This window comes from Verrucosispora sp. WMMD703 (assembly GCF_049178935.1).
Lineage (GTDB): Bacteria > Actinomycetota > Actinomycetes > Mycobacteriales > Micromonosporaceae > Micromonospora > Micromonospora sediminimaris.
In genome coordinates, this window is the sequence record NZ_JBMHMM010000004.1 from 21,227 (window position 1) to 44,480 (window position 23,254).

27 protein-coding genes and 1 tRNA gene are annotated in these 23,254 nt (G+C 69.1%); 17 read left to right on the top strand and 11 right to left on the bottom strand.

What is annotated here, in order from left to right; genetic code table 11:
- Nucleotides 1-4: 4 nt before the first annotated feature.
- A complete protein-coding gene (locus ACN26Z_RS00675; RefSeq protein ID WP_421459567.1) occupies nt 5-550 on the top strand; it encodes a cysteine hydrolase in 546 nt (181 codons plus the stop codon).
- An 84-nt stretch (nt 551-634) separates the two neighbouring features.
- Nucleotides 635-2,005 (top strand): hypothetical protein, encoded by a 1,371-nt coding sequence (locus ACN26Z_RS00680; RefSeq protein ID WP_421459568.1) that lies wholly within the window; start codon nt 635-637, stop codon nt 2,003-2,005.
- 330 nt (nt 2,006-2,335) lie between these two features.
- Here the strand turns inward: ACN26Z_RS00680 and ACN26Z_RS00685 are convergent, their stop codons facing one another.
- Nucleotides 2,336-2,695, bottom strand: coding sequence for a hypothetical protein (locus ACN26Z_RS00685; RefSeq protein WP_282236544.1), 360 nt, complete (start codon nt 2,693-2,695; stop codon nt 2,336-2,338).
- 106 nt (nt 2,696-2,801) lie between these two features.
- On the opposite strand from ACN26Z_RS00685, the gene ACN26Z_RS00690 reads away from it, so the two are divergent.
- The 3 genes from ACN26Z_RS00690 to ACN26Z_RS00700 all read left to right on the top strand — a co-directional run bounded on the left by ACN26Z_RS00690 (nt 2,802) and on the right by ACN26Z_RS00700 (nt 4,868).
- A complete protein-coding gene (locus ACN26Z_RS00690; RefSeq protein ID WP_282236543.1) occupies nt 2,802-3,356 on the top strand; it encodes a histidine phosphatase family protein in 555 nt (184 codons plus the stop codon).
- A gap of 67 nt (nt 3,357-3,423) precedes the next feature.
- The gene (locus ACN26Z_RS00695; protein ID WP_421459575.1) at nt 3,424-3,789 is read left to right on the top strand and encodes a PadR family transcriptional regulator; all 366 of its coding nucleotides are present in this window, start codon (nt 3,424-3,426) and stop codon (nt 3,787-3,789) included.
- Nucleotides 3,786-4,868, top strand: coding sequence for a hypothetical protein (locus ACN26Z_RS00700; protein WP_282236541.1), 1,083 nt, complete (start codon nt 3,786-3,788; stop codon nt 4,866-4,868). Before ACN26Z_RS00695 ends, ACN26Z_RS00700 begins: the two co-directional genes overlap by 4 nt.
- Before the next feature lie 102 nt (nt 4,869-4,970).
- On the opposite strand, the gene ACN26Z_RS00705 is transcribed toward ACN26Z_RS00700, so the two are convergent.
- A complete protein-coding gene (locus ACN26Z_RS00705) occupies nt 4,971-5,213 on the bottom strand; it encodes a flavin reductase (protein ID WP_421459576.1) in 243 nt (80 codons plus the stop codon).
- Entirely contained in the window at nt 5,210-5,491 is a 282-nt protein-coding gene (locus ACN26Z_RS00710; protein ID WP_421459577.1) for a hypothetical protein, read from the bottom strand. Before ACN26Z_RS00710 ends, ACN26Z_RS00705 begins: the two co-directional genes overlap by 4 nt.
- A gap of 419 nt (nt 5,492-5,910) precedes the next feature.
- Here ACN26Z_RS00710 and ACN26Z_RS00715 point away from each other — a divergent pair, with 419 nt between their 5' ends.
- The 4 genes from ACN26Z_RS00715 to ACN26Z_RS00730 are packed head-to-tail and all read left to right on the top strand — an operon-like array spanning nt 5,911 to nt 8,046.
- Nucleotides 5,911-6,678, top strand: a complete 768-nt coding sequence (locus ACN26Z_RS00715) for a helix-turn-helix domain-containing protein (protein ID WP_093410045.1) — start codon at nt 5,911-5,913, stop codon at nt 6,676-6,678.
- The gene (locus ACN26Z_RS00720) at nt 6,669-6,875 is read left to right on the top strand and encodes a DUF397 domain-containing protein (protein WP_282236539.1); all 207 of its coding nucleotides are present in this window, start codon (nt 6,669-6,671) and stop codon (nt 6,873-6,875) included. Before ACN26Z_RS00715 ends, ACN26Z_RS00720 begins: the two co-directional genes overlap by 10 nt.
- Before the next feature lie 43 nt (nt 6,876-6,918).
- The gene (locus tag ACN26Z_RS00725; protein WP_421459578.1) at nt 6,919-7,476 is read left to right on the top strand and encodes a hypothetical protein; all 558 of its coding nucleotides are present in this window, start codon (nt 6,919-6,921) and stop codon (nt 7,474-7,476) included.
- A 39-nt stretch (nt 7,477-7,515) separates the two neighbouring features.
- Entirely contained in the window at nt 7,516-8,046 is a 531-nt protein-coding gene (locus ACN26Z_RS00730) for a hypothetical protein (RefSeq protein ID WP_093410052.1), read from the top strand.
- Between the two features lie 6 nt (nt 8,047-8,052).
- On the opposite strand, the gene ACN26Z_RS00735 is transcribed toward ACN26Z_RS00730, so the two are convergent.
- Entirely contained in the window at nt 8,053-9,282 is a 1,230-nt protein-coding gene (locus ACN26Z_RS00735) for a cytochrome P450 (protein ID WP_421459579.1), read from the bottom strand.
- A 166-nt stretch (nt 9,283-9,448) separates the two neighbouring features.
- Nucleotides 9,449-9,535 (bottom strand) — tRNA-Ser (locus ACN26Z_RS00740).
- A gap of 75 nt (nt 9,536-9,610) precedes the next feature.
- Between ACN26Z_RS00740 and deoD the strand changes: the two genes are divergently transcribed.
- The 3 genes from deoD (at nt 9,611) to ACN26Z_RS00755 (ending at nt 11,533) form a co-directional block, all read left to right on the top strand.
- The gene (gene deoD / locus ACN26Z_RS00745; RefSeq protein WP_204024134.1) at nt 9,611-10,318 is read left to right on the top strand and encodes a purine-nucleoside phosphorylase; all 708 of its coding nucleotides are present in this window, start codon (nt 9,611-9,613) and stop codon (nt 10,316-10,318) included.
- Between the two features lie 127 nt (nt 10,319-10,445).
- Nucleotides 10,446-11,084, top strand: coding sequence for a TetR/AcrR family transcriptional regulator (locus ACN26Z_RS00750; protein WP_421459580.1), 639 nt, complete (start codon nt 10,446-10,448; stop codon nt 11,082-11,084).
- A complete protein-coding gene (locus tag ACN26Z_RS00755; RefSeq protein WP_093410064.1) occupies nt 11,081-11,533 on the top strand; it encodes an acyl-CoA thioesterase in 453 nt (150 codons plus the stop codon). The genes ACN26Z_RS00750 and ACN26Z_RS00755 overlap by 4 nt, the downstream gene beginning before the upstream one ends.
- 12 nt (nt 11,534-11,545) lie before the next feature.
- Here the strand turns inward: ACN26Z_RS00755 and ACN26Z_RS00760 are convergent, their stop codons facing one another.
- From ACN26Z_RS00760 to ACN26Z_RS00775, 4 genes are all read right to left on the bottom strand, one after another.
- Nucleotides 11,546-12,037, bottom strand: a complete 492-nt coding sequence (locus ACN26Z_RS00760) for a nucleoside deaminase (RefSeq protein ID WP_421464468.1) — start codon at nt 12,035-12,037, stop codon at nt 11,546-11,548.
- A 145-nt stretch (nt 12,038-12,182) separates the two neighbouring features.
- Nucleotides 12,183-12,713, bottom strand: a complete 531-nt coding sequence (locus tag ACN26Z_RS00765) for a tRNA adenosine deaminase-associated protein (RefSeq protein WP_093410069.1) — start codon at nt 12,711-12,713, stop codon at nt 12,183-12,185.
- Nucleotides 12,714-12,844: 131 nt separating this feature from the next.
- On the bottom strand, nt 12,845-13,012 hold the full coding sequence (locus tag ACN26Z_RS00770) for a hypothetical protein (RefSeq protein WP_170863604.1): 168 nt from the start codon (nt 13,010-13,012) through the stop codon (nt 12,845-12,847).
- 87 nt (nt 13,013-13,099) lie between these two features.
- Nucleotides 13,100-13,459 (bottom strand): hypothetical protein, encoded by a 360-nt coding sequence (locus tag ACN26Z_RS00775; protein WP_232511435.1) that lies wholly within the window; start codon nt 13,457-13,459, stop codon nt 13,100-13,102.
- 49 nt (nt 13,460-13,508) lie between these two features.
- Here ACN26Z_RS00775 and ACN26Z_RS00780 point away from each other — a divergent pair, with 49 nt between their 5' ends.
- From ACN26Z_RS00780 to ACN26Z_RS00790, 3 genes are all read left to right on the top strand, one after another.
- A complete protein-coding gene (locus ACN26Z_RS00780; RefSeq protein WP_421459581.1) occupies nt 13,509-14,285 on the top strand; it encodes a M23 family metallopeptidase in 777 nt (258 codons plus the stop codon).
- Nucleotides 14,286-14,445: 160 nt separating this feature from the next.
- Nucleotides 14,446-17,358 carry a glycosyl hydrolase gene (locus ACN26Z_RS00785; RefSeq protein WP_421459582.1) on the top strand — a complete coding sequence of 971 codons (2,913 nt, stop codon included), beginning with the start codon at nt 14,446-14,448 and terminating at the stop codon, nt 17,356-17,358.
- 74 nt (nt 17,359-17,432) lie between these two features.
- Nucleotides 17,433-18,518: a PHP domain-containing protein gene (locus ACN26Z_RS00790; RefSeq protein ID WP_421459583.1), complete on the top strand. Its 1,086-nt coding sequence runs from the start codon at nt 17,433-17,435 to the stop codon at nt 18,516-18,518.
- A 34-nt stretch (nt 18,519-18,552) separates the two neighbouring features.
- On the opposite strand, the gene ACN26Z_RS00795 is transcribed toward ACN26Z_RS00790, so the two are convergent.
- Nucleotides 18,553-19,566, bottom strand: coding sequence for a DMT family transporter (locus ACN26Z_RS00795; protein WP_139233239.1), 1,014 nt, complete (start codon nt 19,564-19,566; stop codon nt 18,553-18,555).
- A gap of 92 nt (nt 19,567-19,658) precedes the next feature.
- On the opposite strand from ACN26Z_RS00795, the gene ACN26Z_RS00800 reads away from it, so the two are divergent.
- Together ACN26Z_RS00800 and ACN26Z_RS00805 are read left to right on the top strand one after the other, a co-directional pair.
- A complete protein-coding gene (locus ACN26Z_RS00800) occupies nt 19,659-20,252 on the top strand; it encodes a Uma2 family endonuclease (protein WP_421464470.1) in 594 nt (197 codons plus the stop codon).
- A 49-nt stretch (nt 20,253-20,301) separates the two neighbouring features.
- Nucleotides 20,302-21,972, top strand: a complete 1,671-nt coding sequence (locus ACN26Z_RS00805) for a DUF885 domain-containing protein (protein WP_421459584.1) — start codon at nt 20,302-20,304, stop codon at nt 21,970-21,972.
- Nucleotides 21,973-22,058: 86 nt separating this feature from the next.
- On the opposite strand, the gene ACN26Z_RS00810 is transcribed toward ACN26Z_RS00805, so the two are convergent.
- A complete protein-coding gene (locus ACN26Z_RS00810) occupies nt 22,059-23,201 on the bottom strand; it encodes a DUF3068 domain-containing protein (RefSeq protein ID WP_421459585.1) in 1,143 nt (380 codons plus the stop codon).
- Nucleotides 23,202-23,254: the final 53 nt, after the last annotated feature.

A 23,254-nucleotide genomic window follows, 5' to 3' on the forward strand; every position in this document is an offset into this window, starting at 1 on the left:
CCCAATGACGTCGGGTCGCCCTGTGCTTGTCGTGACCGACATGCAGAACGGGTTCGTACGCGAGCAGTCGGCGCATATCGTTCCTATCGTCGTGGGTCTGGTTGACCGCTGGCAGGAAGCCGGCGGCGAGACGGTTTTCACCCGCTACCTGAACTATCCCGGCAGTCCGTTCGAGCGCTTTTTCGGTTGGCGGCGACTTCAATCCCCCCCGGAAACGGACATTGTCTCCGAACTTCGCCCGTTCGTCAAAAGAGGGATGATTCTAGACAAGAGGATCTACAGTCCCTTTACAGATGAAGGCATTCGACTGTTTGAACAGCAAGACTGGGACCATCTCTACTTCTGCGGCATCGCAACGGAAAGTTGCGTTTTGAAGGGTGCTGTTGACGCATTCGAGCGGGGCTTTACACCGTGGCTAATTGCTGACGCTTCCGCCAGCCACGCCGGGGCCGAAGCTCACGCTGCCGGGCTGCTCGTCGCTCGGCGCTTCATAGGACCCGGCCAGGTCATTGAACTTAAAGACATCCCAGCCGGGCTGCTAGCAGAATAGCGGCAAGTAAATGCCAACTGCACGAGGTGGGCCATTCATTATCCAACCGCCTAGCTGTAGCTCATGGAGCGACAAGGGAGCGACATGAAAGATGGCCAGTACCGGTTCGGGGCGTTCGAGCTTCAGGTTGTGAATGCGGGAAACCGATATCTCGCCCGTGCAGCTGCCGTTCGGCGACTTGCCTCGATAGCAGTGGGAATAACCCCAGAGAGGCTTCCTGATTTCTATTCAGCCGAACTGGAGGCAATGTCAAATACGCAGTTAGATCAACTTACTGGGCAACTGGAAAAGTTAGCCGGGTTATTTCATGAAGCAGTGGACGCGCAGCGCAGGGGTGAAAAGTGGGAAACGCCTCGGGCAATTGCACCGAATACTTCCGATCCACATGTCAATGAATTGGTTTTCCGACTCCTCAATGCGGGAACAGCGAGGACCATAACGCCAGATCCCACCGAAACCCTATGCAAATCACTACTCATGTTGAGCGTCAGCGATTTCGAGCTACTAATCGGCAAGGTCGCCTCCGCCATAATGCACAAAGTCCCCGATGCGGTAAGGGGAGCGGACGCAACGTTAACCTTGGCGCAGCTTACCCAATTCGGCAGCGTACAGGCCGCAGTAAATTACGTTATTGAGAGACGAGTGGAGGACTTGCTTCGAGCAAGCCTAGCCGACTGGGAATCATGGTTCGGAGGTTTTGGCGTTAAGTTTCGTGATATGACTGATCATTGGCCTCACTTCGCGGAAATCTTTGCACGACGTAATCTCGTCGTTCATAACGATGGCAAGGCAAACCAGCAGTACCTATCGCGGCTGCGAGACGCAGGGTGGACCGACGATCTCCCAGAAGCTGGTAACATGATCGTAGTTGACCCGGCATATCTGTCGCTAGCACTTGACCGCATGACAGCCTTTGCCGCGCTGCTTACGACAGGATGCTTGTTGCAGATCGAGAAGGGGTCCATCCTTCCCATCGCCTGGCTGTCAGGCAAGGTCCAGGAAATTTCGGAGAGCGGCCATCAAAACGCGGTAAGGACTATAACGACAACAATTCTGCGCACCAGCCGGGGCCGTCTGTCGCGTCAGCATGACCTCGATTTTCGAATTCGCCAGTGGATCGCGATGCGACAACTAGGTGAAGAACGCAAAATGCGCCGCGAGGTTGAGGCATGGGACATAGGTGGACTGGAACCATATTACGTGCACGTTCGTGCGGTATTGCTCGAAAAAACCGAGTACGCTATCCAATCCACACGAGATCTACTTGATGCGGGTAAGTTGACTCCGCTCAGGATACGGCTAGATCCCCTCTACCAAGGATTACGAGATAGCGGGGCGTTGGATTCGGTTATTTTGGCCCAGCCACCGATGGCCCGTCAGCCCGCTGAAGATCCCGTTGCGACGCAGAGAACGACCCCACCGGCAACAGAGAGCGGAGACAGGGGCAGGCCCTAGACGGTGCAGTGCTGCTGCCCTGCCCTCGTCTCACTTGTCGTCTCGTTCGTCCACGTACGGGGGCGGCTGTAGACGGACATCAGGTACAGCCCACTGAAGTGGTGAACTGGTTGAATCAAGGACGTACGAAGCTGAGCAGACTTGGAAAGCGTGTTGGGTTAACACCCTCACGAGTTCGAATCTCGTATCCTCCGCTCACCTGAGCAGCACGAACGACAGGGCCGGCCCCAGTGGGGACCGGCCCTGAGTCGTCTCGACGGGCACGGTCGACATCGCCTGCCGCAACGTGAACTGCCTCGTCGGTGCAACGACGAGGCCGGCAGGCGGACATCAGTCGATCCGCAGCACCAGGGCGACGACCACTGCGGAGGCGATGACGGCGAGCAGGATCCGTGCCATCCGCAGGCCCCGCCACCATGGCAGCACCCACAGCAACAGCCAGAGCGCGGCGAAAGACAGGACATGCCCGGCCACGATGCCGAGAACGCGTTCCTCGCATCCGTTGACGGCCCGCACCGGGTCGCACACCGATGGGTACGCCTGACCGTCGTCGGCCAGCAACGCCGTGCAGCAGGCCACCAACGGGGCCGCCGCGAGCGTGAGCAGCGGCGTCAGGACGTAACCCGTCAGATCACGGTGGCGATCCAACCGGCCGTGGCGGTGCGGCTCGGTGCTTTCCGCCTCCGACATGGCGAGAACGATAGAGCGACAGACGGAGATGCGTTGCCCCACGAGCCCAGGCGACGGTCAGGGGTTGCCACGATGGCCCGAGGGCGGCAGCGAGGAGTAGTCGACGATGCCAGTTGAGATCATCTACGAGACCCACTCGATCACCACGGACAACGAGACCGGCATCGCTACCGGCTGGCTGCCCGGGCGCCTGTCGGAGACGGGCCGAAGGCTTGCTCGGGAACTCGGACAGCGCCGCAGTGAGGATGGCCTCGCCGTGGTGTTCACCTCGGACCTGGCCCGCGCGGTCGAGACCGCCGAAATCGCCTTCGCCGGAACCGGTATCCCCCTTCGTCACGACCCGCGACTGCGCGAGTGCAACTACGGAACGTTCAACGGGATGCCGGTCACCGAACTCGCGCGGCTCAGGTTCCAGCACATCAGTAAGCCGTTTCCCGGAGGGCAGAGCTACCAGGACGTGGTCGACCAGACGCGCGATCTCCTCATCGAAATCGCGCGCGACTGGGACGGCAAGAAGATCCTTCTCATCGCGCACTCCGCCAACCGATGGGCTCTGGCCAACCTCCTGACCGGAGTCCCACTCGAAGAACAGGTCGATGCACCCTTCGGCTGGCAGGAGGGCTGGCGCTACACCCTCCCCACCGGCTGGAACGGTTCATGACGCCAAGGGCCGAGCCACGCCAGTAAGTCAAGTTGACGATATATAACGCCAGACGTACTATCCACTCATGCAGGAACCTACCTTTCTGATCCTCACCGCGCTGGCGGCGCAGCCGCTGCACGGGTACGGGGTGATCCGGTCCGTCGACGAGCTGTCGGCGGGCGAGGTCAAGCTGCGGCCGGGCACCCTCTACGGCGCGCTGGACCGGCTGGCCGAGCAGGGCCTGGTCACCGTCGACCGGGAGGAGGCCGTCGAGGGCCGGCTGCGCCGCTACTACCGGCTCAGCGACGCCGGTGCCGCCGCGTTGCGGGCACAGGTCGAGCGGCTGCGCCGGCACGCCACCGCAGCCGAGATCCAGTTGCGCAGGCGCCTCGGCGATGCGCTGAGCTTCGGCCCGGCGAGCGCCCCCATCTTCGGCACGGTGACCGGATGACGGCGGCCTGGCCGAACGCCGATGACCGGCTGGAGCGTGGCTACCGCCGGCTGCTGCTCAGTTACCCGCGCCGGCACCGGCGGCGGCACGGTACCGAGGTGGTGACCACGCTGCTGGAGATGGCGGAACCAGGCCAGCGCCGACCTCGGGTCGGCGAGGCCCTGCACCTGATCGGCAGCGGTCTGCGGCTGCGGTTCCGGCTGCCCGCCGGCCGGCCGTTCATGGCGATCGCGGCGCTGCTCGCCGCACTGGTCATGGGCGGTTTCGGTGCCGCCGCCGGCTCCTGGCTCGGTGCCCAGACCTTCGCCGATCTGCCCGGCGAAGCCGGCATGGCCAGACTCACCGAACAGACCGGTGGCGACGACACGCTCCACTCCTACTACTCGTCATCGCCGTGGACCGCCGAAACGGCCCACTCGTTCAGCCGGGTCGACGGCACCTGGGATGCCGAGCAGGTCCGGCAGCGGCTCGTTGCGGACGGCTGGTCGGTTTCCGGCTTCACCCCGATCACCGGCATGTCGGGCACCGTCGACGACGCCGGCTCGTTCGTCGAGGTTCCGCTGCGCGGCACGCGCTTCACCGCCGAGTCGGATGGCGTGATCATCAACGTGATGGGCTGGAACCCTGCGGAAAACCGCTCCGCCGCCATCCGCAGTGACGTCTCGCTCTACGCGATACCGGCGCGTACCGCCGCGTTCCTTCCTCTGGTCGTCACCGGTACCGCCGTCGGACTGCTCGCTGGCTGGTTGCTGGCGGCAGCCGGCGCGTACCGGATGACGGCAACGCCGTCCGGACGCCGCCACGCCGCCGCAGCGCTCTGGAGTGGTGCCCTGATGGTGCTGGCCCTACCGGCGGTCGCTCTCTACGGCAACGTCATGCGGGTGTTCCGGGACAGCAGCGTCCACGAAGGCTCTCCGCTGACCGTGCACAGCGCCTTCACGCCCGGCGAGTACTACCCGTTCGGCCCGCAGTGGCTGGTGCTCGGGCTTACCGTCGCCGGGCTCGTGGTCGCCGTCGCCGCGATCCTCACCGCCCGTCCGGGCGACCAACCACCACAGCCCAGCGTCGTACCGGGCTGACGCGCGACAACGGGGGCAGGGGCCGCTCCGACCGGGAGCGGCCCCTGGGCATGCGCCGGGCCCGTCCCGGTCCGGCACCCGCGACGGTACGCGGACAGCCTCCTAACCTCGCACACGCGCCCAGGACACGAAGCGGTCGAACAGCCCGACCGTCGACGCCGGGTCACCGAGTTCCACGCTGGCCTGCGCGTACAGCGTCGCGAGGTGCACCAGCAACGCGGCCCGGTCCTCCCGGTACTCGCCGAGCAGCCGGAGCTTGGCCGCGCTGCACGGCCACCTGACGCCGCAGTTTCGGCAACGCCAGGTAGGGCGGGACGGCGCATGTTCCGGACGACGGCGGCTCATCGGCTAGCCACCCCGGCCGGACGGCCTGACCGGGCACGGGACGCCGACGGGTGATCTCCGGCCCGGATCAGGCCGGCCGGCATCAGGAACAGCTCTCGGCGCTCGACAGCGTCGCCTCGGGCGTCAAGCTGGTAGCACTCGATCCAGGTCCACCCGTCGTAGGTGACCCGGTCGGTGCGGTGCCGGATGACCCGGACCGTGATCGGGCGAACGAACTGCGGGGACGCCGCGCTGCTCAGCAGGAAGACTTCCCCGGGGCTGATCGAGCCAGCGCACACGCACGGACCGGGCCGGCGGCACGGATGGGGCCCGACGGCGTCCCGCCCGACGACGCCCTGGCCGATGGCGTCTCGGCCGGCAGCGTGTCCGACCTGACGACGGTGCGGCCGGCGGCTCGCGCTGTGGTGCGGCACTGGGCACCTCGCTCCATCCGGCGGTCGAACTGTCTGCACAGGTCACTCGACGCGCCCGGGGTGAGCCATCCGCGTGCTCAGCTCGACAGCGCGTCGAGTAGTGGATGGGGGCCGCCGTGGTTGCTCGCCCGGCGGCGGCCCCCGATGTCGCGACCGCCGGGTCAAGGGGGATGAACCTCCACCGGCCGCGCCATCGATACCCCAACTTGCCGCAGGTAACGGGACAACTACATGGCGTGTGGGTATGGTCGGCGGATATTCGAGACGTCCGATGGGAGGCGGCCATGAACGACGCGCTGCGGGTGGCGCTGCGGGACACCGGGCACACGATCGAGTCGCTCGCGGAACGCGTCGGCGTCGACCCGAAGACGGTAAGCCGCTGGTTGCTCGAAGATCGGATCCCGCATGCCCGGCACCGCCTGACGGCGGCAGATGCGCTCCAGAAGAATGTCTCGGACATTTGGCCGGACATTTCGAGACGTCGGGCGCTGGTCTGGTTCCGCCCCTGGCAGGAGATCGAGCGCGAGGCGACCACGCTGCGTTCATACCAACCGTTGGTGATACCCGGCCTGCTCCAGACCGAGGCGTACGCCCGCGCGGTGCTCACCGGTGGTGGCCTGATCCCGCGCAGCGAGGTGGCACGGCTTGTCGACCACCGGATGTCCCGCCAGTTGATCCTGCACCGCGAGGAGCCGCCGCTGCTCACCGCCGTGCTGGACGAGGCGGTGCTGCGCCGGCCGGTCGGCGGCCCGGCCGTGATGCGCGAGCAGCTGCTGGCGCTCGCCGAGGCGTCGACCCAGCCGCACATCCGGCTACATGTGGTGCCGTCCACAGTGGGCGAATACGCTGGGCTGAACGGCCCGTTCGTGCTGGCGACCGCGCCCGATCACCGCATAGCCGGCTACCTCGACAATCAGTTGCAGGGGCAGGTGGTGAGCGAGCAGGCCGAGATCGCGGCCATACTGGCCGCCTGGGAGAACGTGCGCGGCGAGACACTCTCGCACTGGCAGTCGGTCGACCTGATCAGGGAGGTGGCGGAGTCATGGCACTGAGCGACACCCCGGCGCTGTCCGGCGCCCGGTGGCACAAGAGCAGCCGCAGCAGTGGCAACGGCGGCGACTGTGTCGAGGTCGCCGGGAACCTGCCCGACGTGGTGGGCGTACGCGACTCGAAGGACCCGACCGGTCCGGCACTGCTGTTCAGCCCGGCCGCCTGGCGTGCCTTCGTCGCCACCGTCGACAAGACCTGACCACCGTCGTACACATGTTCTATCCACAGGTTGTGGACGCCGGGTGAGTTACCAGCTCAGCGCGGTCGTCGCGGACGCCGAGCTGCTGCGCGAGGAGACCCGCGAGCTGGATCATGCCGTGCTCGGCGGGCTGCGGCAGGACTTCGCGTTGCTGCCGGTCACGCCGCAGCTCGTGGTGGAGCTGACCGGGGCCCCGCCCGACTACCTCACCGACGATCCCGACCCGACGCAGCCGTTCGAGCTGATCCTCTCTCCCGCGCTTACCGAGGTCCTGGCCCGCTGGTCGGTGCGCGGCCCGCTGGCGTACGTCGAGGCGGAGTTCGCCGGTGGGGCCGGGCACCAGGCCGCGGCGGTCTGGCTCGACGGTGCCCTCACCTGGGGGCCGCGCTTCGACGCGGCGTTCGACGGGCCGCGTCCGGACTGGCCGATCAACGCGGCACTTGTCGAGCTGGGCGTGGAGCCGGGCCGGTGGATCGACCCCTTCGCTGAGCTGGGGTTGCACGTCGAGCGGAGCACCGAGGGGTGGCTCGCGCACGGGCGGCGAGGGCTCAGCGCCGACTACTGGGACGAATTGGCCGACGAATGGGAAGCTCGGCAATAACCTCAGAGCCCCCGTCACGTTGGGGACTGGGGGATTCTGATGAAATTGCGACAATTCGGCTTCATCGCCGCACTGCTTCTGGCTGCCTCGGCATCGGGCAGCGGAGTCATGCCACCGGACACCATCGCCGTCCGCGAGCCCGTCGCGTCGGTGAGCGTCGTCGATCTCGACGGAGTGGCCGATGTGGACTTCGGTGACTCGGAGAGCGAGCTGACCCGGCGCGGCATTCTGCGTACCGACGTCGACGCCTGCGGCCCGACGCTGGCCGGACACGACGAGATAAGCCCGATCTTCATCGAGGATCGGCTGGTGCTGCTCTGGGCCGGCGACCCGGTCCGCACCCCGGAAGGCATCGCGGCCGGCTCACCCGTCGCCGAGGTCCGGGCGAGCCATCCGACGGTACGCGAACTGCAAGCTCCACAGGGGACGTACCGCTTCGACGGCCTGCTCGCCCGCGACGGCGACCGCGCCTACCTGTTCCTGCACGACGGCCAGACGGTGCGAAAAGTCATCGCCGGGTACGCCGACTGGGCCCACCGCCTCTTTATCGAGGGCCACGCCCCCTGCTGAACCGCGTCACCAGCTGACCGGCAGTTCCACCGGGCCGAGGATGGCGTGCCCCTGCTTCCACCGCACCTCGTCCGCAGCCACGGCCAGCCGCAACGTCGGCAGCTCGCGCAGCAGCAGCGCCAACGCGACCCGGACCTCCAGGGCACCCAGGTGCGCGCCGACGCAGTAGTGCGGGCCGTACCCGAAGGAAAGGTGCGGGTTCGGGTCCCGGCCGAAGTCCATCCGCTCCGGGTCGGCGAATACCCGTGGGTCCCGATTCGCGGCGTCGTGCGACGGGATCACGATGTCGCCCTCGGTCAGCCGCACGCCGCTGGGCAGCGTCACGTCCGCCATCACCCGTCGGGGCATCTCGTCGCCGTTGGAGGTCGAGTGCAGCCGCTCCAACTCGGTGACCGCCCCGTCGACCTGCTCCGGATGCTCCAGTAGGTAGTCCCACGCGAAGTCGTGCCCCGCGTACGGGCGGGTGCGCAACAGGTACACGAACGTCGAGATGGAGCTGGCCGTGGTCTCCCACCCGCCGACGAGCAGCGACAGGGGAAGTTTGACCTGGACGTCCACCGGCTGGTCCGCCGCTGCGGTCGCGATCCGGGTCATCAGGTCATCGCGGGGGCAACCGCGCCGCCCGTCCAGCTGCTGCCACAGGTAGCCGCCCATCTCCTCGGCGGACCGGGCGGCCTCGGCTCGGGTGAGGTCGGCGGTGCCCATGAACATGTCGCCCCAGCGGCGGAACTGCGCCCGGTCCGGCTCGGGCAGGCCGAGCAGGTCGGATATCACGTTCAGGGCGAACGGTACGGCGAAGTCACCCACCAGATCCGCCGAGCCGCCCTTGGCGGCCAGCACCGCGAGCTGAGCCTCGGCAGCCGCACGCACCGTCTCGCGTAGCCCGGACACGGCGGGCTTGGTGAAGCTGTCCTTCACAGTTCCCCGGACCGCGGCGTGCTCCGCCCCGTCCATGCCGAGCATCGTCCCGGACACATCGACCTGGTCAGCGTGGGCGGCGGCAGCCCGGGAGAACAGATCCTGGCGGCGGAGCACCTCCCGGACGTCGTCGTACCGGCAGATCAGCAGCGCCGGCAGCCACTCCCCGCCAACCTGACGGACCACCGGCAGGACGCCGGATTCCGAGGCGGCGAGCTGCGCGTAGTAGGGGTGCTTCTCCGGGCCGCGCGTCCGGTCGATGCCATCGGCGTCGACGTTCAACGGGTGTCGTACTGGACCGCCCTCGACCGCCACCATGCAATTACCATGGCACTACTTCCCAGCGAAGGCAATCGATCACTGAGCGTGACTCACGTGCCGGAACGTCGCTCAGCCCGTCGGAGGTTGCTCTGGGACTCCGCGAGGAAAGCGGAACGCCCGGCCGGTCCTCGCGGACCTGCCGGGCGTTCGCGCTGCTCACGAGCGGTGGCGGAGGGATTTGAACCCTCGGAGGGCGTAAACCCTCACACGCTTTCGAGGCGTGCTCCTTAGGCCGCTCGGACACGCCACCGCCGACGAGGGTACAGGACCACAGGTTCCGACGCCGAACCGGTCCCGGCCAGGCCGGCCTGGCAGGATCAACGCCATGAGTACGCACATCGGCGCGAAGCCGGGCGAGATCGCCGAGCGGGTCCTGATGCCGGGTGACCCCCTGCGGGCCAAGTGGATCGCGGAGACCTACCTCGAGGGCGCGAACTGCTACTCGACGGTCCGGGGCATGCTGGGCTTCACCGGCCGTTGGAACGGCGTGGAGGTTTCCGTGCAGGGCTCCGGCATGGGCATGCCCTCGGCTTCGATCTACGCCCACGAGCTGGTAAACGAGTACGGCGTGAAGTCGCTGATCCGGGTCGGCTCGTGCGGCGCGCTCACTGAGGATCTCCAGCTGCGCGACGTGATCGCGGCGATCGGGTCGTCCACCGACTCGAACATGAACCGGATGCGCTTCGACGGGCTGATCGACTACGCCCCGGTCGCCGACTTCGGGCTGCTGCGTACCTCGGTGGAGGTGGCCGAGCGGCGCGGCATCGCGATGCGGGTCGGGCCGATCCTGGCCGCGGACGCCTTCTACACCGACCGGCCGGACCTTTACGACAGCCTCGCGGAGTACGGCGTGCTGGCGGTCGAGATGGAGTCGGCGGCGCTTTACACGATCGCGGCCCGGTTCAAGGCCCGCGCCCTGACCCTGTTGACGGTGAGCGACCACATCAAGACCGGCGAGAAGACCACCTCCCAGGAGCGGGAGCAGACCTTCAGCCAGATGGTCGAGATCGCCCTGGACACCATCATCGCCTGATCCCGGTCGAGCCCGACGTCCCGCCACCCCCCGTGCGGTGGCGGGACGCTCTGTGTCGGGGTCGGTGTGACGGCCTCCACTCGATAAATGTATACGACCGGTCGTTCTTATTTAGTAGTCTCGCCGCATGAACGTCGACGGCCGGCTCGCCCGGGGACAGCGCACCCGCACCGCCGTGCTGGACGCCGCCGTCGGCCTGGCCTCCGCCAGCGGCCTCGACGGGCTCTCCCTCGGGCATCTCGCCGAGTCGCTCGGGGTCAGCAAGTCCGGCCTCTTCGCGCACTGGCGCTCCAAGGAGGAGTTGCAGCTCGCCACCATCGACCGGGCCGTCGCCCAGTGGCAGGAACAGATCATCGGCCCGGCGCTGCGCACCCCCCGGGGCGTACGCCGGATCCACGCCCTGCACGAGGCCCGGATCGCCTTCTACGCCGGTCGGGTGCTGCCCGGCGGCTGCTTCTTCGCCACCACGGAATTCGAGTTCAACGCCCGACCCGGCGCCGTCCGCGACCGTCTCGCCGAGGTCTTCGCCGCGTGGACGAGGTTCCTGGAACGGCTCGTCACCGAGGCGGTCGAGCTGGGCGAGTTGCCCGCCGGCACGGATGTGGCGCTGCTGGCGTACGAGATCGACGCGTACGGCATCGCCGCCGCCATGCGCTCCCGCCTGCTCGACCCGGAGGTCACCTACCGGCACGCCCGCCTGGGCGTGCTGAACCGCCTACGGGCGCTCTGCCCCGATCCCGCTCTGCTACCGGAAGGCCCGTCATGAGTCACGCAGTCGCCGAACAACCCGCCGTCGAGTACGGCCACGTCGAGCGCACCATGGTTCACTTCGACGACCTCGACGCCCTCGGCATCCTGCACAACGCCCGGTACGCGTTGCTGCTGGAACGGGCGCTCACCGCGTACTGGTCCGACCGGGGCGTCGCCTACCAGGCTGGCCGGGCCAGCACGCCCGACGTGTTCCACGCGGTACGCGAATTCACCATCAGCTACCTCGCGCCCGTCACCGGCACCGGCCCGGTCGCGGTGCACTTCTGGCTGGAGCAGCTCGGCACCAGCAGCGCTAGGTACGCCTTCCGCTTCCACTCGCTCGACGGCACCACGACGTACGCGGAAGGGCAGCGCGCGGTCGTCCGCCTCGACCCGGCCACCCTGCGGCCGGCCCCCTGGACCGACACCGCCCGCGCGGTCGCCACCACGCTGCTGCGCTCCTGAATCCCTGAGGGCTCAGCGGAAGAAGGCGCGCAGGACGGCGGCGTTCTCGGTCTCCAGGATGCCGCCGTACACCTCGGGTCGGTGGTTGAGCCGGCGGTCACGCAGCACGTCCCAGAGCGAACCGGCGGCACCCGTCTTGGGTTCCCAGGCACCGAAGACCACTGTCGAGACCCGGGCCAGCACCAGCGCCCCGGCACACATCGTGCAGGGTTCGAGGGTCACCACCAGCGTGCAGCCGTCCAGCCGCCAGCGGCCCAGCCGCTCGGCCGCCCGGCGTAGCGCGAGCACCTCGGCGTGCGCGGTCGGGTCGCCGGTCAGCTCGCGCTCGTTGCGACCGATCGCCAGCTCACTGCCGTCCGGCCCGTAGAGCACCGCGCCCACCGGCACATCGCCGGACTGGCCGGGCTCAACCGCGACAGCGTCACCGTCCGCCGCGCCGGCCGGACCGCCGCCCCCGCCCGGGACCGCCGGGCCGCTCACCGCGACTTCGAGGGCGCGGCGCATCCAGAGTTCGTGCCGCTGTCGCCGGCCGGTGCCGGTCGGGTCGGCCAGGCCCTCGTCCGCTCCCGGCCCGCGCCGGCCGACGGAACCGGGCGTGGGCTGCCCAGGCCGGACCGTCTCCAGCGCCGGATCGGTCACGTCAGACGGCTCAGACCTCACGCAGTTCCTCGACGTCGTCGACGCAACCCAGCACCTGGCAGATCTCGGCGGTGACGTCGGCCGGCATCATCCCCTCGTGGGCGCAGAGGCCGAGCAGCCGTTGCGCGGGGATGCCCAGGTCGGTCAGGAGATCCGCCTCGCCCACCGGGTCCGCCTCGGGATCGACGGCAGGTTGCTCGTTGTCGTCGCCACCGCTGGCGGCGGCCGGACGCACCTCTTCGGTGTCGTCCAGCCCGGTCACCGACGTCTTCAGGTCACCGACCAGCAGAGCGCCCAGCCGGGACTCCTCCGCGTACGCCGAGTCGGAGCCGAAGACCCGCAGGTCCTCGCCCTCGTCGAGGCGCAGGATGACCAGGTAGGTGTCGTCCGCCTCGACGAACAGCAGCGACACGTCCGCGTCCGGAGCGACATCGCGGAGCCGCTCGGCGACGTCATCGACGTCTGCGGCACCCCGCAGACTCAGCTCGGCGGCTGTCCAGCCGCCCTTCTCGCGTACGACGGCCGCAGCGAAGTACGACACGTTTCCCCCAAGTTGCCTCGGCACAGCACTCGCCGACCCGTTACGCGTGCACGTTAGCCGGTCGGGTCGGCAGGCGACCGGTCAACGCCCCGAAGGGCCGGTCATTCCTGGGGAAAGGATCTCCGCGCCGCTCAGCCGGCGAGGCGTCGGCGAGTGGCGATCAGTTGGCGGAGCTGTGCGGTGCGGGCGCGTTGTGGCCGTTCGCGTTCGCGTACCGCGCGCGCGTCCGCCAACTGCGCCAGAAGCTGAAGGCGGCGGCGGCTGCGATCGGGATCCAGCCGCGGAGTGGTCCAGGCCATACCGGGAGAGTGCCGAGTTACGGCCATCCAGTCAAGACGGGTTTCGGTGTCTGCGCGACGACGCACCGCAGTCGCCACCGGCACGGTTCACCAGAGCGGCCAGTCACCGCTGCTCATCCAGCGGGTGACCACCGCAGCGGTGGCGATGCTCCACCCTCCGGCGGTGACGATCGCGATGCCGGCCGCCACTCCCCGATCGCCGTACCTGACCAACGCCAGGGCCGCGAGCCAGGCCAGCGCACCGGCGAGCAGCGTCCACCAGACGTACCCGACGAGGCTGCCACCGAGCAGACCGAAGAGGACCAGCCAGGCCAGGGTTCCGACCGCTCCCGCCGCGACACCGGCACCGCCGACCGGGTTCGGCTCGCGGTAGGCGGGGCGCGGTGGCCGCCCGGAGGGAAAGAGGCCCGACGGGTTGTACGGCAACACCGGTACCCACTCCTCCACACGCACGGACGCTGTCTTACCACCGTATCGAGTCTGTCAGGATGGCCGGATGGTTCCGCTGACGATCGGACGCCGCCGGGCGTACGCCCTGTTGCTGCTCGTGCCGGTACTCGCGGCGAGCGGCTGCGGTACGCCCGGCGTACCGACGGACGCCGGCCCGACCCCCGTGACCAGCCCCACCGCCGTTACCAGCCCGACGGCCGCGCCCGGACCGACCGCCGCGGCGACCACCGGCGCACCGACCGCGACCAGCGCGGCGCCCGATCTCACGGACCAGCCGGCGGCGACTCCCCGCAAGGGCCTGCCCCACATCTTTCCGGTACGCGCCGGAAAGGTGTCGTATCACCCGACCCACTCGGCGTACCCGGGGACGGACATCTTCGCCGACTGCGGTGAGCCGGTCGTGGCGGTCACCGACGGCACGATCGGCGAGGTCAGCCGGCGTGACCGGTACAAGAAGAGTGGTCCGCAGGGGCCGTACAACGGTGGCCTCTCCGTATCGGTCATCGGTGACGACGGGGTGCGCTACTACGGCTCGCACCTGACCGACATCGCCGAGGGCATCGACGCGGGGGTGCGGGTACGCGCCGGTCAACGGCTCGGCACGGTGGGCCGGACGGGCAACGCCAACAACGTCTGCCATCTGCACTTCGGCATCTCCCCGCCGTGCCTGGGCGAGGACGGCTGGTGGATCCGCCGGGGCGTGGTCTGGCCCGCGCCGTACCTCGACTCGTGGCGCAAGGGCGGCAACCGGGAGCCGGCCGCCGAGGTGACCGCGTGGCATCGCAAGCACGGCTGCCCGAGCAAACCGCCCGCGCGCCGATAAGCGCCATCCGGGTTCATCAGTCCGAAACATTGACGCAGGTCTCGCCGGTGAACTACCGTCCGGTAGACCAGAGAGAGCGCTCTCTCACGTCGCTTAATTCACAATACCGACGAAGCGTGCGCCGACCGGCGCGGCCGGGCCGGCACGCGTTGGAGGAAAGATGAGACCTCCCGTCCCACGCCGCACCCACCATCGGATCCTGGCCGCCACCGCCGCCGCGACCCTCGTTCTCGGCGGGCTGGCCGTCATCGCCAGTTCCCCCGCGCAGGCCGCACCGGTCGGCGCCGGCAGCTACACCACAACTCCCGTCGGCCCCCTCCCCGGCGGCTGCGGCAACATCGCCAGCAACCCCCGGCAGTACGTCACCGCCGCCGCGCCATCGGGGGCCGTACCCACGAACGACTGGTGGTCCTCGCTGCTGTGGAAGCGCCTGAACTGCACCTTCAGCGAGCCCTTGCACGCGCACCCGGTGTCCTACCAACCCGTCACCGACGGGCTCGGCTTTTCCGCCACCTCGACCCCCGCCATCTCCGGCACCGCCACCGGGGTGGGCGAGTTCAAGTACCCCTACGTCGAGGACATCCGGGTCGGTGTGGCCGGACTTGCCGCCCCCAACGTGCTGGTGGACGACTGGACTGACTGGACGGTCACCCCGTACTGGGGCGACGGGGCGCGGACGATGCGCGCCACCATCGGCCACGGGTTGCCGCTGGCGTACTTCCGCACCAGCGGCGGTGACGCGGTGATCAACGCGACCGGTGGTAGCCCCGCGGTCTGGTCCAACAACGGAAGCAGCATCGGCTTCACCGTCCGCGGCCACGACTACGTGGCGTACGCGCCGAGCGGCGCGACCTGGACCGTCAGCGGCAGCCGGATCAGTTCCAACCTCGCCGGACGCGGCTACTTCAGCGTCGCGCTGCTCCCGGCCACCGGTGGCGGCACCGCCCGCACCCAACTCGCCGGCACCTACGGTCAGTACGCGCACGCCCACGTCACCGGCACCCGGGTCAGCTACAGCTACAACGCGACGACGAGCCGGGTGGAGACCCGCTACACCTTCACCACCACGCCCCGCGAGGGCACCGAGACGCGGACCGTGGTCAGCCTCTACCCGCACCACTGGCGAGCGCTGACCGGTGTCACGCCGATCACGCCGACCTACCCCTCCGCCCGAGGGCGGATGAAGGTGGTCACCGGCGTCGGTGAGTTCCGCACCTCGATGCGGTTCAACGGCGTACTGCCGGAACTGCCCGCCGTCGCCACCGGAGCCGGCAGCGACCTGACCACGCTGCGGCAGCACCTGGCGGCGGTGCGGAGCAACCCGATGGACCAGCGCGGTGGCGACACCTACTGGACCGGCAAGGGACTCGGCCGGGCGGCCCGCATCGCCGAGATCGCCGACCTGGTCGGCGACACCGAGACCCGCACCTCGGCGCTGAACGCCATCCGCACCACCCTCAACGACTGGCTCACCGCCTCGTCCGGCGAGACCCAACGGCTGTTCTACTACGACCAGCGGTGGGGCACGCTCATCGGCTACCCGGCGTCGTACGGCTCCGACCAGGAACTGAACGACCACCACTTCCACTACGGCTACTACATCGCCGCCGCCGCCACGCTTGCCAAGTTCGACCCGGCCTGGGCCCGGGACGACCAGTACGGCGGCATGATCGACCTGCTCATCCGGGACGCGAACAACTACGACAGGTCGGACACCCGCTTCCCGTACCTGCGCGACTTCGACATCTACGCCGGGCACGACTGGGCCTCCGGGCACGGCGCGTTCGCCAGCGGCAACAACCAGGAGTCGTCGTCGGAGGGGATGAACTTCGCCAACGCCCTCATCCAGTGGGGACAGGCCACCGGCGACACAGCGGTACGCGACGCCGGCATCTACCTCTACACCACCCAGGCCGCCGCAATCCACGAGTACTGGTTCGACGTCACCGGCGAGAACTTCCCCACCGAGTTCGGGCACTCCAACGTGGGCATGGTCTGGGGTGACGGCGGCGCGTACGCCACCTGGTTCAGCGCGGAGCCCGAGATGATCCAGGGCATCAACCTGCTGCCGATCACCGGTGGGCACCTCTACCTGGGCCAGCACCCGAACTACAACTCGGTGAAGTACGCCGAACTGGTCCGCAACAACGGCGGTGAGCCGACCGTGTGGCAGGACATCCACTGGCAGTTCCTCGCCCTCGGTGACGCCGACGCGGCGCTGGCCAAGCTGCGGGCCAACCCCGGCTACACCCCGGAGGAGGGCGAGAGTCGGGCGCACACCTTCCACTGGGTCCGTAACCTGGCCGCGCTCGGCCGGGTCGACACCGGGGTCACCGCCGACCACCCGCTGGCCGCGGTGTTCAACCGCAACGGCGCCCGGACGTACGTGGCCAGCAACATCTCCGGCTCACCGCTGACCGTACGGTTCTCCGACGGCACGCAGCTGACCGTGGCTGCCGGGCGCACCACCACCAGTGGGGCGCACACCTGGAGCGGAGGCAGCGGCGGTGGGGGTACGCCACCGAGCCCGACGCCGACGCCGACGTCCAGCCCGACGCCGACCCCGACGCCCACTCCCACGCCGACGCCGACCGACCCGCCGTCCAGCTCACCTGTGCGCTACCTGCTGTCCGGGGGCGGTCTGGGTGCGTCCGGCAGCGCCGGCACCACCACCGTGAGCAGCGCCGGTGGCGCGAACCACGACGGCACGCCGCGCAACCCGGTGGTCTTCACCGCGACCGGGCTCAATCTCAACCACAACGGCGGGCAGACCGCGTTCGATCTCTTCCTCGATGCCGGCACGGCGGTCGGCAACGGGGTGCAGGCCCGCGTCTCGTACGACCTGACCGGTGACGGCAGTTGGGAGCGGGTGGAGACGTACCGCTACTTCGCCACCGACCCGGTGCCGGGCTGGGAGCACTACACCCAGGCCGCTGGGCTGCACTCCAGCAGCGGCTCCCTCGGCAACCTGCGTGGCGGCACCGTCCGGGTGGAGGTCTGGTCCGCCATCGGCAACAACCCCACCAACCTCGGTGTCGGTGACCGCTCCGTGGTGCGGTTGCCGTACGCCTGATCCCGCACACCGCGATCCGCCCCGCGCCGCCGGTCGTACCCCGACCGGCGGCGCGGCCGCGTAGGTTTGCCGACATGAGCGAGCGCCAGCGAGCGAATCATCAGCGGGACCCCATTGCCGATCTGCGCCGGATCGCTTTCCTGCTGGAGCGGGCGAACGAGGCGACCTATCGGGTACGCGCCTTCCGCTCGGCGGCCAAGGCGTTGGCCGCGCTGCCGGTCGAGGAGGTGGCCGAGCGGGCCCGTGCCGGCAAGCTCACCGAGCTGGCCGGGGTCGGCGACGTCACCGCTCGTTGCGTGGCCGAGTCGCTTGCCGGTGAGGAGCCGGTCTACCTGCGCCGGCTGCTCGCCACCGAGGGCACCGACCTGGACGCCGAGGCCACCGCCCTGCGTACCGCCCTGCGCGGCGACTGCCACACCCACTCGGACTGGTCCGACGGTGGGTCACCGATCGAGGAGATGGCGCTGGCCGCCGTCGAGCTGGGCCACGAGTACCTGGTGCTCACCGACCACTCGCCCCGGCTGAAGGTGGCCCGGGGACTGACCGCGGATCGGCTGCGCCGCCAGCTCGACCACGTGGCACGCGTCAACGAGGCGTTGCCGGAGGGGTTCCGCATCCTCACCGGCATCGAGGTCGACATCCTCGCCGACGGGTCGCTCGACCAGGACGAGGCGTTGCTGGCCCGGCTGGACGTGGTGGTCGGGTCGGTGCACAGCGGCCTCAACGACGACCGGGCGAAGATGACCCGCCGGATGCTGGCCGCCATCGCCAACCCGCATCTGGACATCCTGGGCCACTGCACGGGTCGGATGGTCTCGTCCCGACCGGCCGGGGTGACCGGGCCGGGCGACCGGGGGCACCGCGCCCGGACCCGGGCCGAGAGTGACTTCGATGCCGACGCCGTCTTCGCCGCCTGTGTCGAACACGACGTCGCCGTGGAAATCAACTCACGGCCGGAGCGGCAGGACCCGCCGAAGCGGCTGATCCGGCGGGCGCTGGAGGCCGGTTGCCGGTTCGCCATCAACACCGACGCGCACGCCCCCGGCCAGTTGGACTGGCAGCGCTTCGGCTGCGAGCGGGCCGCCCTGTGCGGAGTCCCCGCGGACCGCGTGATCAACACGTGGGCGGCGGACGAGCTGATCGCCTGGACGCGCGACTGACGCGTGCCCAACCGCCCGGCCCGCCCGCCTCCGCTCAGCGGGTAGCGGGCTCGACCAGGGGTGCCGTCGGGGTGCCCACACCCGGTGCCACCCGGCGGCGACGACGTCGGCCGAGCAGGCCCTGCGACACGGCGACGCCGAGCAGCACGATCAGCGCGCCGACCGGCTGGTGCCAGGTGAGTCGCTCGCCGAGCACGACGGCACCGATCAGCACCGCGAACACCGGGATCAGGTACGTCACGGTGGAGGCGGTCGTCGCGCCGACGGTCCGGATGTTCCGCAGGTGGATCACGAAGGCGAGCCCGGTGCCGAGCGCGCCCAACGCCAGCACGGCCGCGAGCACCCGCGGCGACAGCGCGGTCGGCAGCGGCGGCGCACCGGCCACCACCGGCGCCACGATCGCGAGCTGGACCGCCGCGACGATCAGCTGCGCCGCCGAGAGGGACAGCCCGGACAGGGTGCTGCCGGCGATGAACTTCTTCTGGTACGGGATGGCGAAGCCGTAGCAGGCGGCGGCGCCGAAGCACATCAACTGGCCGACGAAGTGCGCACCGCCGACGCCCTGCCAGACGCCGAGCACCACCATTACGCCGGTGAAGCCGAGCGCCAGCCCGAGGGCGCCGCGTGCGGTCAGCCGCTCGGTGCGGAACACCAGCACCGCCAGCGGCAGCACGACAAGCGGAGTGGTCGCGTTCCAGATGCCGGCGAGCATCGACTCGACCCGCTGCTCGCCGTAGCCGAACAGGGTGAACGGCAACGCCACCCCGAAGGCGGCGATCACCGTCAGGTGACCCCAGACCCGCAGCTCGCGCGGTAGCCGGTCACGCAGCACGGCGAGCACCACCAGCAGGGTCAGCGCGCCGGAGGCGACCCGGTAGAGGGTGAGGTGCAGCGGGTGCAGCTCGGCCACCCCGACCTTGATGAAGAGGAAGCTGGAACCCCAGATCGCGGCGAGGGCGATGAAGCCGGGCAGCCAGCTCCGCAGCGCCGGCCGGTCAGGGGTGAAGTCGCCTGTCACCCCTGACACTCTGCCGCCGGGGTACGACATTGTCCTGCGGTTTTCGACCGTCGTGTCGCGCGCCACAGAAACCACATCCTTTGATAGGGCGTTGACCGACCGAGGAGGTGAACATCGTGGCGATGCCGATCCGTTTCGACCCGCTCGTCGACCTTGACGGCATGTGGACGACCCAGCTCGCCGACCGCTACCTCCCGTTGCCTGAGCTACCAGATGCGCGGTACGAGTGCATCGACGGGAGGTTGGTCAGGACGCCCGCCGCGGTCGGCACGAACAGCTACGGCGAGATCGAACTCGCCTGGCTACTCTCACCCGCTGCCGAGGCCCACAACTTCTACGTCTTCGGTCAGGTGAATCTGACCTTCTCCCCGCAGCGGTGGATCCAGCCGGACATCACCGTGCTGCACGCGCTGCCGAAGACGGACGAGGAGGACCGCTGGATCCCGGCCCACCTGTGCACCATGGCCGTGGAGTTCGTCTCCCCCGGCAGCCGCCGGCAGGACTTCGTCGACAAGCCGATCCGCTGCGCCGAGGGGCGGGTGCCCTACTTCATGCGGGTGGAGATCTCGCGCCGGCTGCGGCACGCCGCGGTGGAGTTGTTCGCCCTCGGCACGTTCGGCGGCTACGACACGCTCGCCAAGGCGGTCAGCGGTGACCGGCTACGCGCCGACGAGCCGTTCCCGATCGACTTCGATCCTGCCGACCTGCTGCCCTGACGGCGTCGGCGGCATCATCGCGACGCGCACCTCGCGTAGGGTACGCAGCGTGGGAAGAATCGACGATCTCGCGAACCGTTACGTCGCCGACTGGGCGGCATTGAGCCCGACCGGCGCCACCTCCGTCGGCATCGCCGGCCATGACGACAAGTTCGACGACCTCTCCCCCGACGGGTACGCCGCACGCGCCGAACTGACCCGACGCACCCTTGCCGAGCTCGACAGCATCGAGCCGGTGACGGAGGCCGAACGCACCGCGCGGGAGGCGATGCAGGAGCGTCTGGGCCTCGAACTGGACCGGTACGACACCGGCGAGACGGCCAGCGAGGTAAGCGTCATCACCAGCGGCTTGCACGAGATCCGGATGGTCTTCGACCTGATGCCCACCGAAGGGGAGCAGGCCCGGGCCAACCTGGCCGCCCGGCTGAACCTCTTCGCGAGCACGCTGGAGGACTACAAGACCACGTTGCGGGAGTCGGCAGCCGCCGGACGGATCAGTTCGCGCGCACAGCTGATCGAGGTGGCCAAACAGTGCGACACCTGGGTCGATCCGGACGGTGACAACGTCTTCCACGGGCTGGTCGATCGGCTGGGCGAGGATGGCGCCCTCGGCTCCGAACTGCGTCGCGGTGCGGCTGCGGCCACGGCGGCTACCGCCGAGTTCGGGCAGTTCCTCCGCACCGAGCTGGCTCCCCACGGACGGGAGAAGCAGGCCGCCGGGCGTGAGCGCTACGAGCTGGCCTCCCAGTACTTCCTCGGGGCTCGGATCGACCTCGACGAGACGTACGCCTGGGGCTTCACGGAGTTGGCCCGGCTGGAGGCCGACATGCGGACGGTGGCCGCCCAGATCGCCGGTCCGAGCGCCACCATCGACGAGGCCGTGACGGCGTTGGACGCCGACCCGGCCCGCACCATCCGGGGTCGGGACGCCTTCCGCGACTGGATGCAGGAGCTGGCCGACCAGGCGATCAGCGACCTCAACGGCACCCACTTCGACATCCCCGAGCAGGTCCGGCGGATCGAGTGCATGATCGCGCCGACAAGTGACGGTTCCATCTACTACACCGGCCCGAGCGAGGACTTCGCCCGACCGGGTCGAATGTGGTGGGCGGTGCCGCAGGGCCTGACCGACTTCTCCACCTGGCGGGAGGTGACCACCGTCTACCACGAGGGGGTCCCCGGCCATCACCTCCAGATCGGCCAGACCGCCGTCCGGGCCGAGTTGCTCAACCGCTGGCAGCGGCTGCTCTGTTGGGTATCCGGTCACGGCGAGGGCTGGGCGCTGTACGCCGAGCGGCTGATGGAGGAACTGGGTTACCTGGACGACCCGGGCAACCGACTCGGGATGCTGGACGGTCAGGCGCTGCGGGCGGCCCGGGTCATCGTCGACATCGGCATGCACCTGGAGCTGGAGATTCCCAAGGACAACCCGTTCGACTTCCACCCGGGTGAGCGTTGGACCCCGGAGCTGGGTTGGGAGTTCCTGCGGGCGCACTGCCGGGTGCCGGACGAGATGCTGCGCTTCGAGCTCAACCGCTACCTGGGCTGGCCGGGGCAGGCACCGTCGTACAAGGTGGGCGAACGGATCTGGCTTCAGGCGCGGGAGGACGCGAAGGCCCGCAAGGGCGCCGACTTCGACCTGCGCGAGTTCCACCGCCAGGCGCTCGACCTCGGTGCGCTCGGTCTCGACCCGCTCCGCCGGGCGCTGGCCCGGCTCTGACAGCCTGATCGGCTGATTCGCGGCTCGCGGCTGACGGGTTGTGGGGGCGGGCAGTCGGCCCGCCCCCACAACCGTCACTGCTGGTGCTACTGCTTCTCTGACTCGCCCTGTGCCGACCGCTGGCTGGGCACCGTGGGCTCCTCGGACTTCCAGTTGGTCGAGGCGGGCGGGATCTCGTCGGTCAACGGCCCACCCGGCCGAGCCTCGTCCCGCACCGGCGGCTGATCGACCCGGGTCGGTGCCGGGTCGGCGGCGGCGTGCCGGGCCACCGTGGCCGGGGTACGACTACGCGAGAGCAGCAGCCCGACCAGGATCAGCACCAGGCCCAGCACGGCGAGCCCGAGCGGTGCGAACACTCCGAGGATGTTGAGCTGGTTCCGGCTCTCCTTGGCGCGGTCCACCGAGGACGCCACGGTCTCCTCGTTGTAGGAGAAGTCGGCGTCCAGCAGCGTCACCGGGGTGCCCGTGTTCGGCACGAGCACCTTCTTCTGCTGTTCCCGGACCTTCAGGTAGGAGCCGGTGACCGGGTCCACCCAGACCGTACGGGTGTTGCTGTAGACGACGTCACCCGACGTGGAGCCCGGAGCGAGCGCACCGAGCAGCAGCGCCACCCGGTCGGTGGCCAACGGCAGCTTCTCGTCGGTGATGACCTGCTCGTAGCGGTAAGCCTCGATGCCGTTGATGTCCTCGGTGCCCTTGAACTCGGCCATCCGGGTCTGCCGCAGATCCCGGTCGAAGACCTCGTAGTTGTCCTTGGCGGAGTTGAACGGGAACTTGTAGACCTGGCCGGCGAACGAGACCTTCTCCGGCGTGCCGCTCTCGTCGAGGAACTGCTCGTTCCACTCCACGGCGGCCGCGGAGACCCGATCCAGTGCCAGCTCGGCGCCGTACGCGCTGACCAGCGCCTTGGTGTCGGTCCGCTCGACGGTCTGGCCGACCCGCCAGACCACCGCGTCACCGGCGAGGTCGCCGCTGAGCGCCGCGGTCTTGGCACGCTCCGGGGTGACCTGGACGGTCGACCTCAGGTCCGTCTGATCGACGATGTCGACCGCACCGTTGGTGATCTGAAGGAACGTCGCCGCCCGGGCCTCGGCCACCGACGTCGACGACTCCAGGTCGTAGGGCAGTTTGGTCATCGCAGGCTTGACGACGAACACCAACCCGGCGGCCAGCGCCAGGAGCAGGACGCCGCCGCCGAACAGCACGGCACCCACGGCGCGGTGCTTCATGTTTCCTCCCTGAGGAGCTCAATATCGTCGATGTCAATCAGTGAGATGGCCGC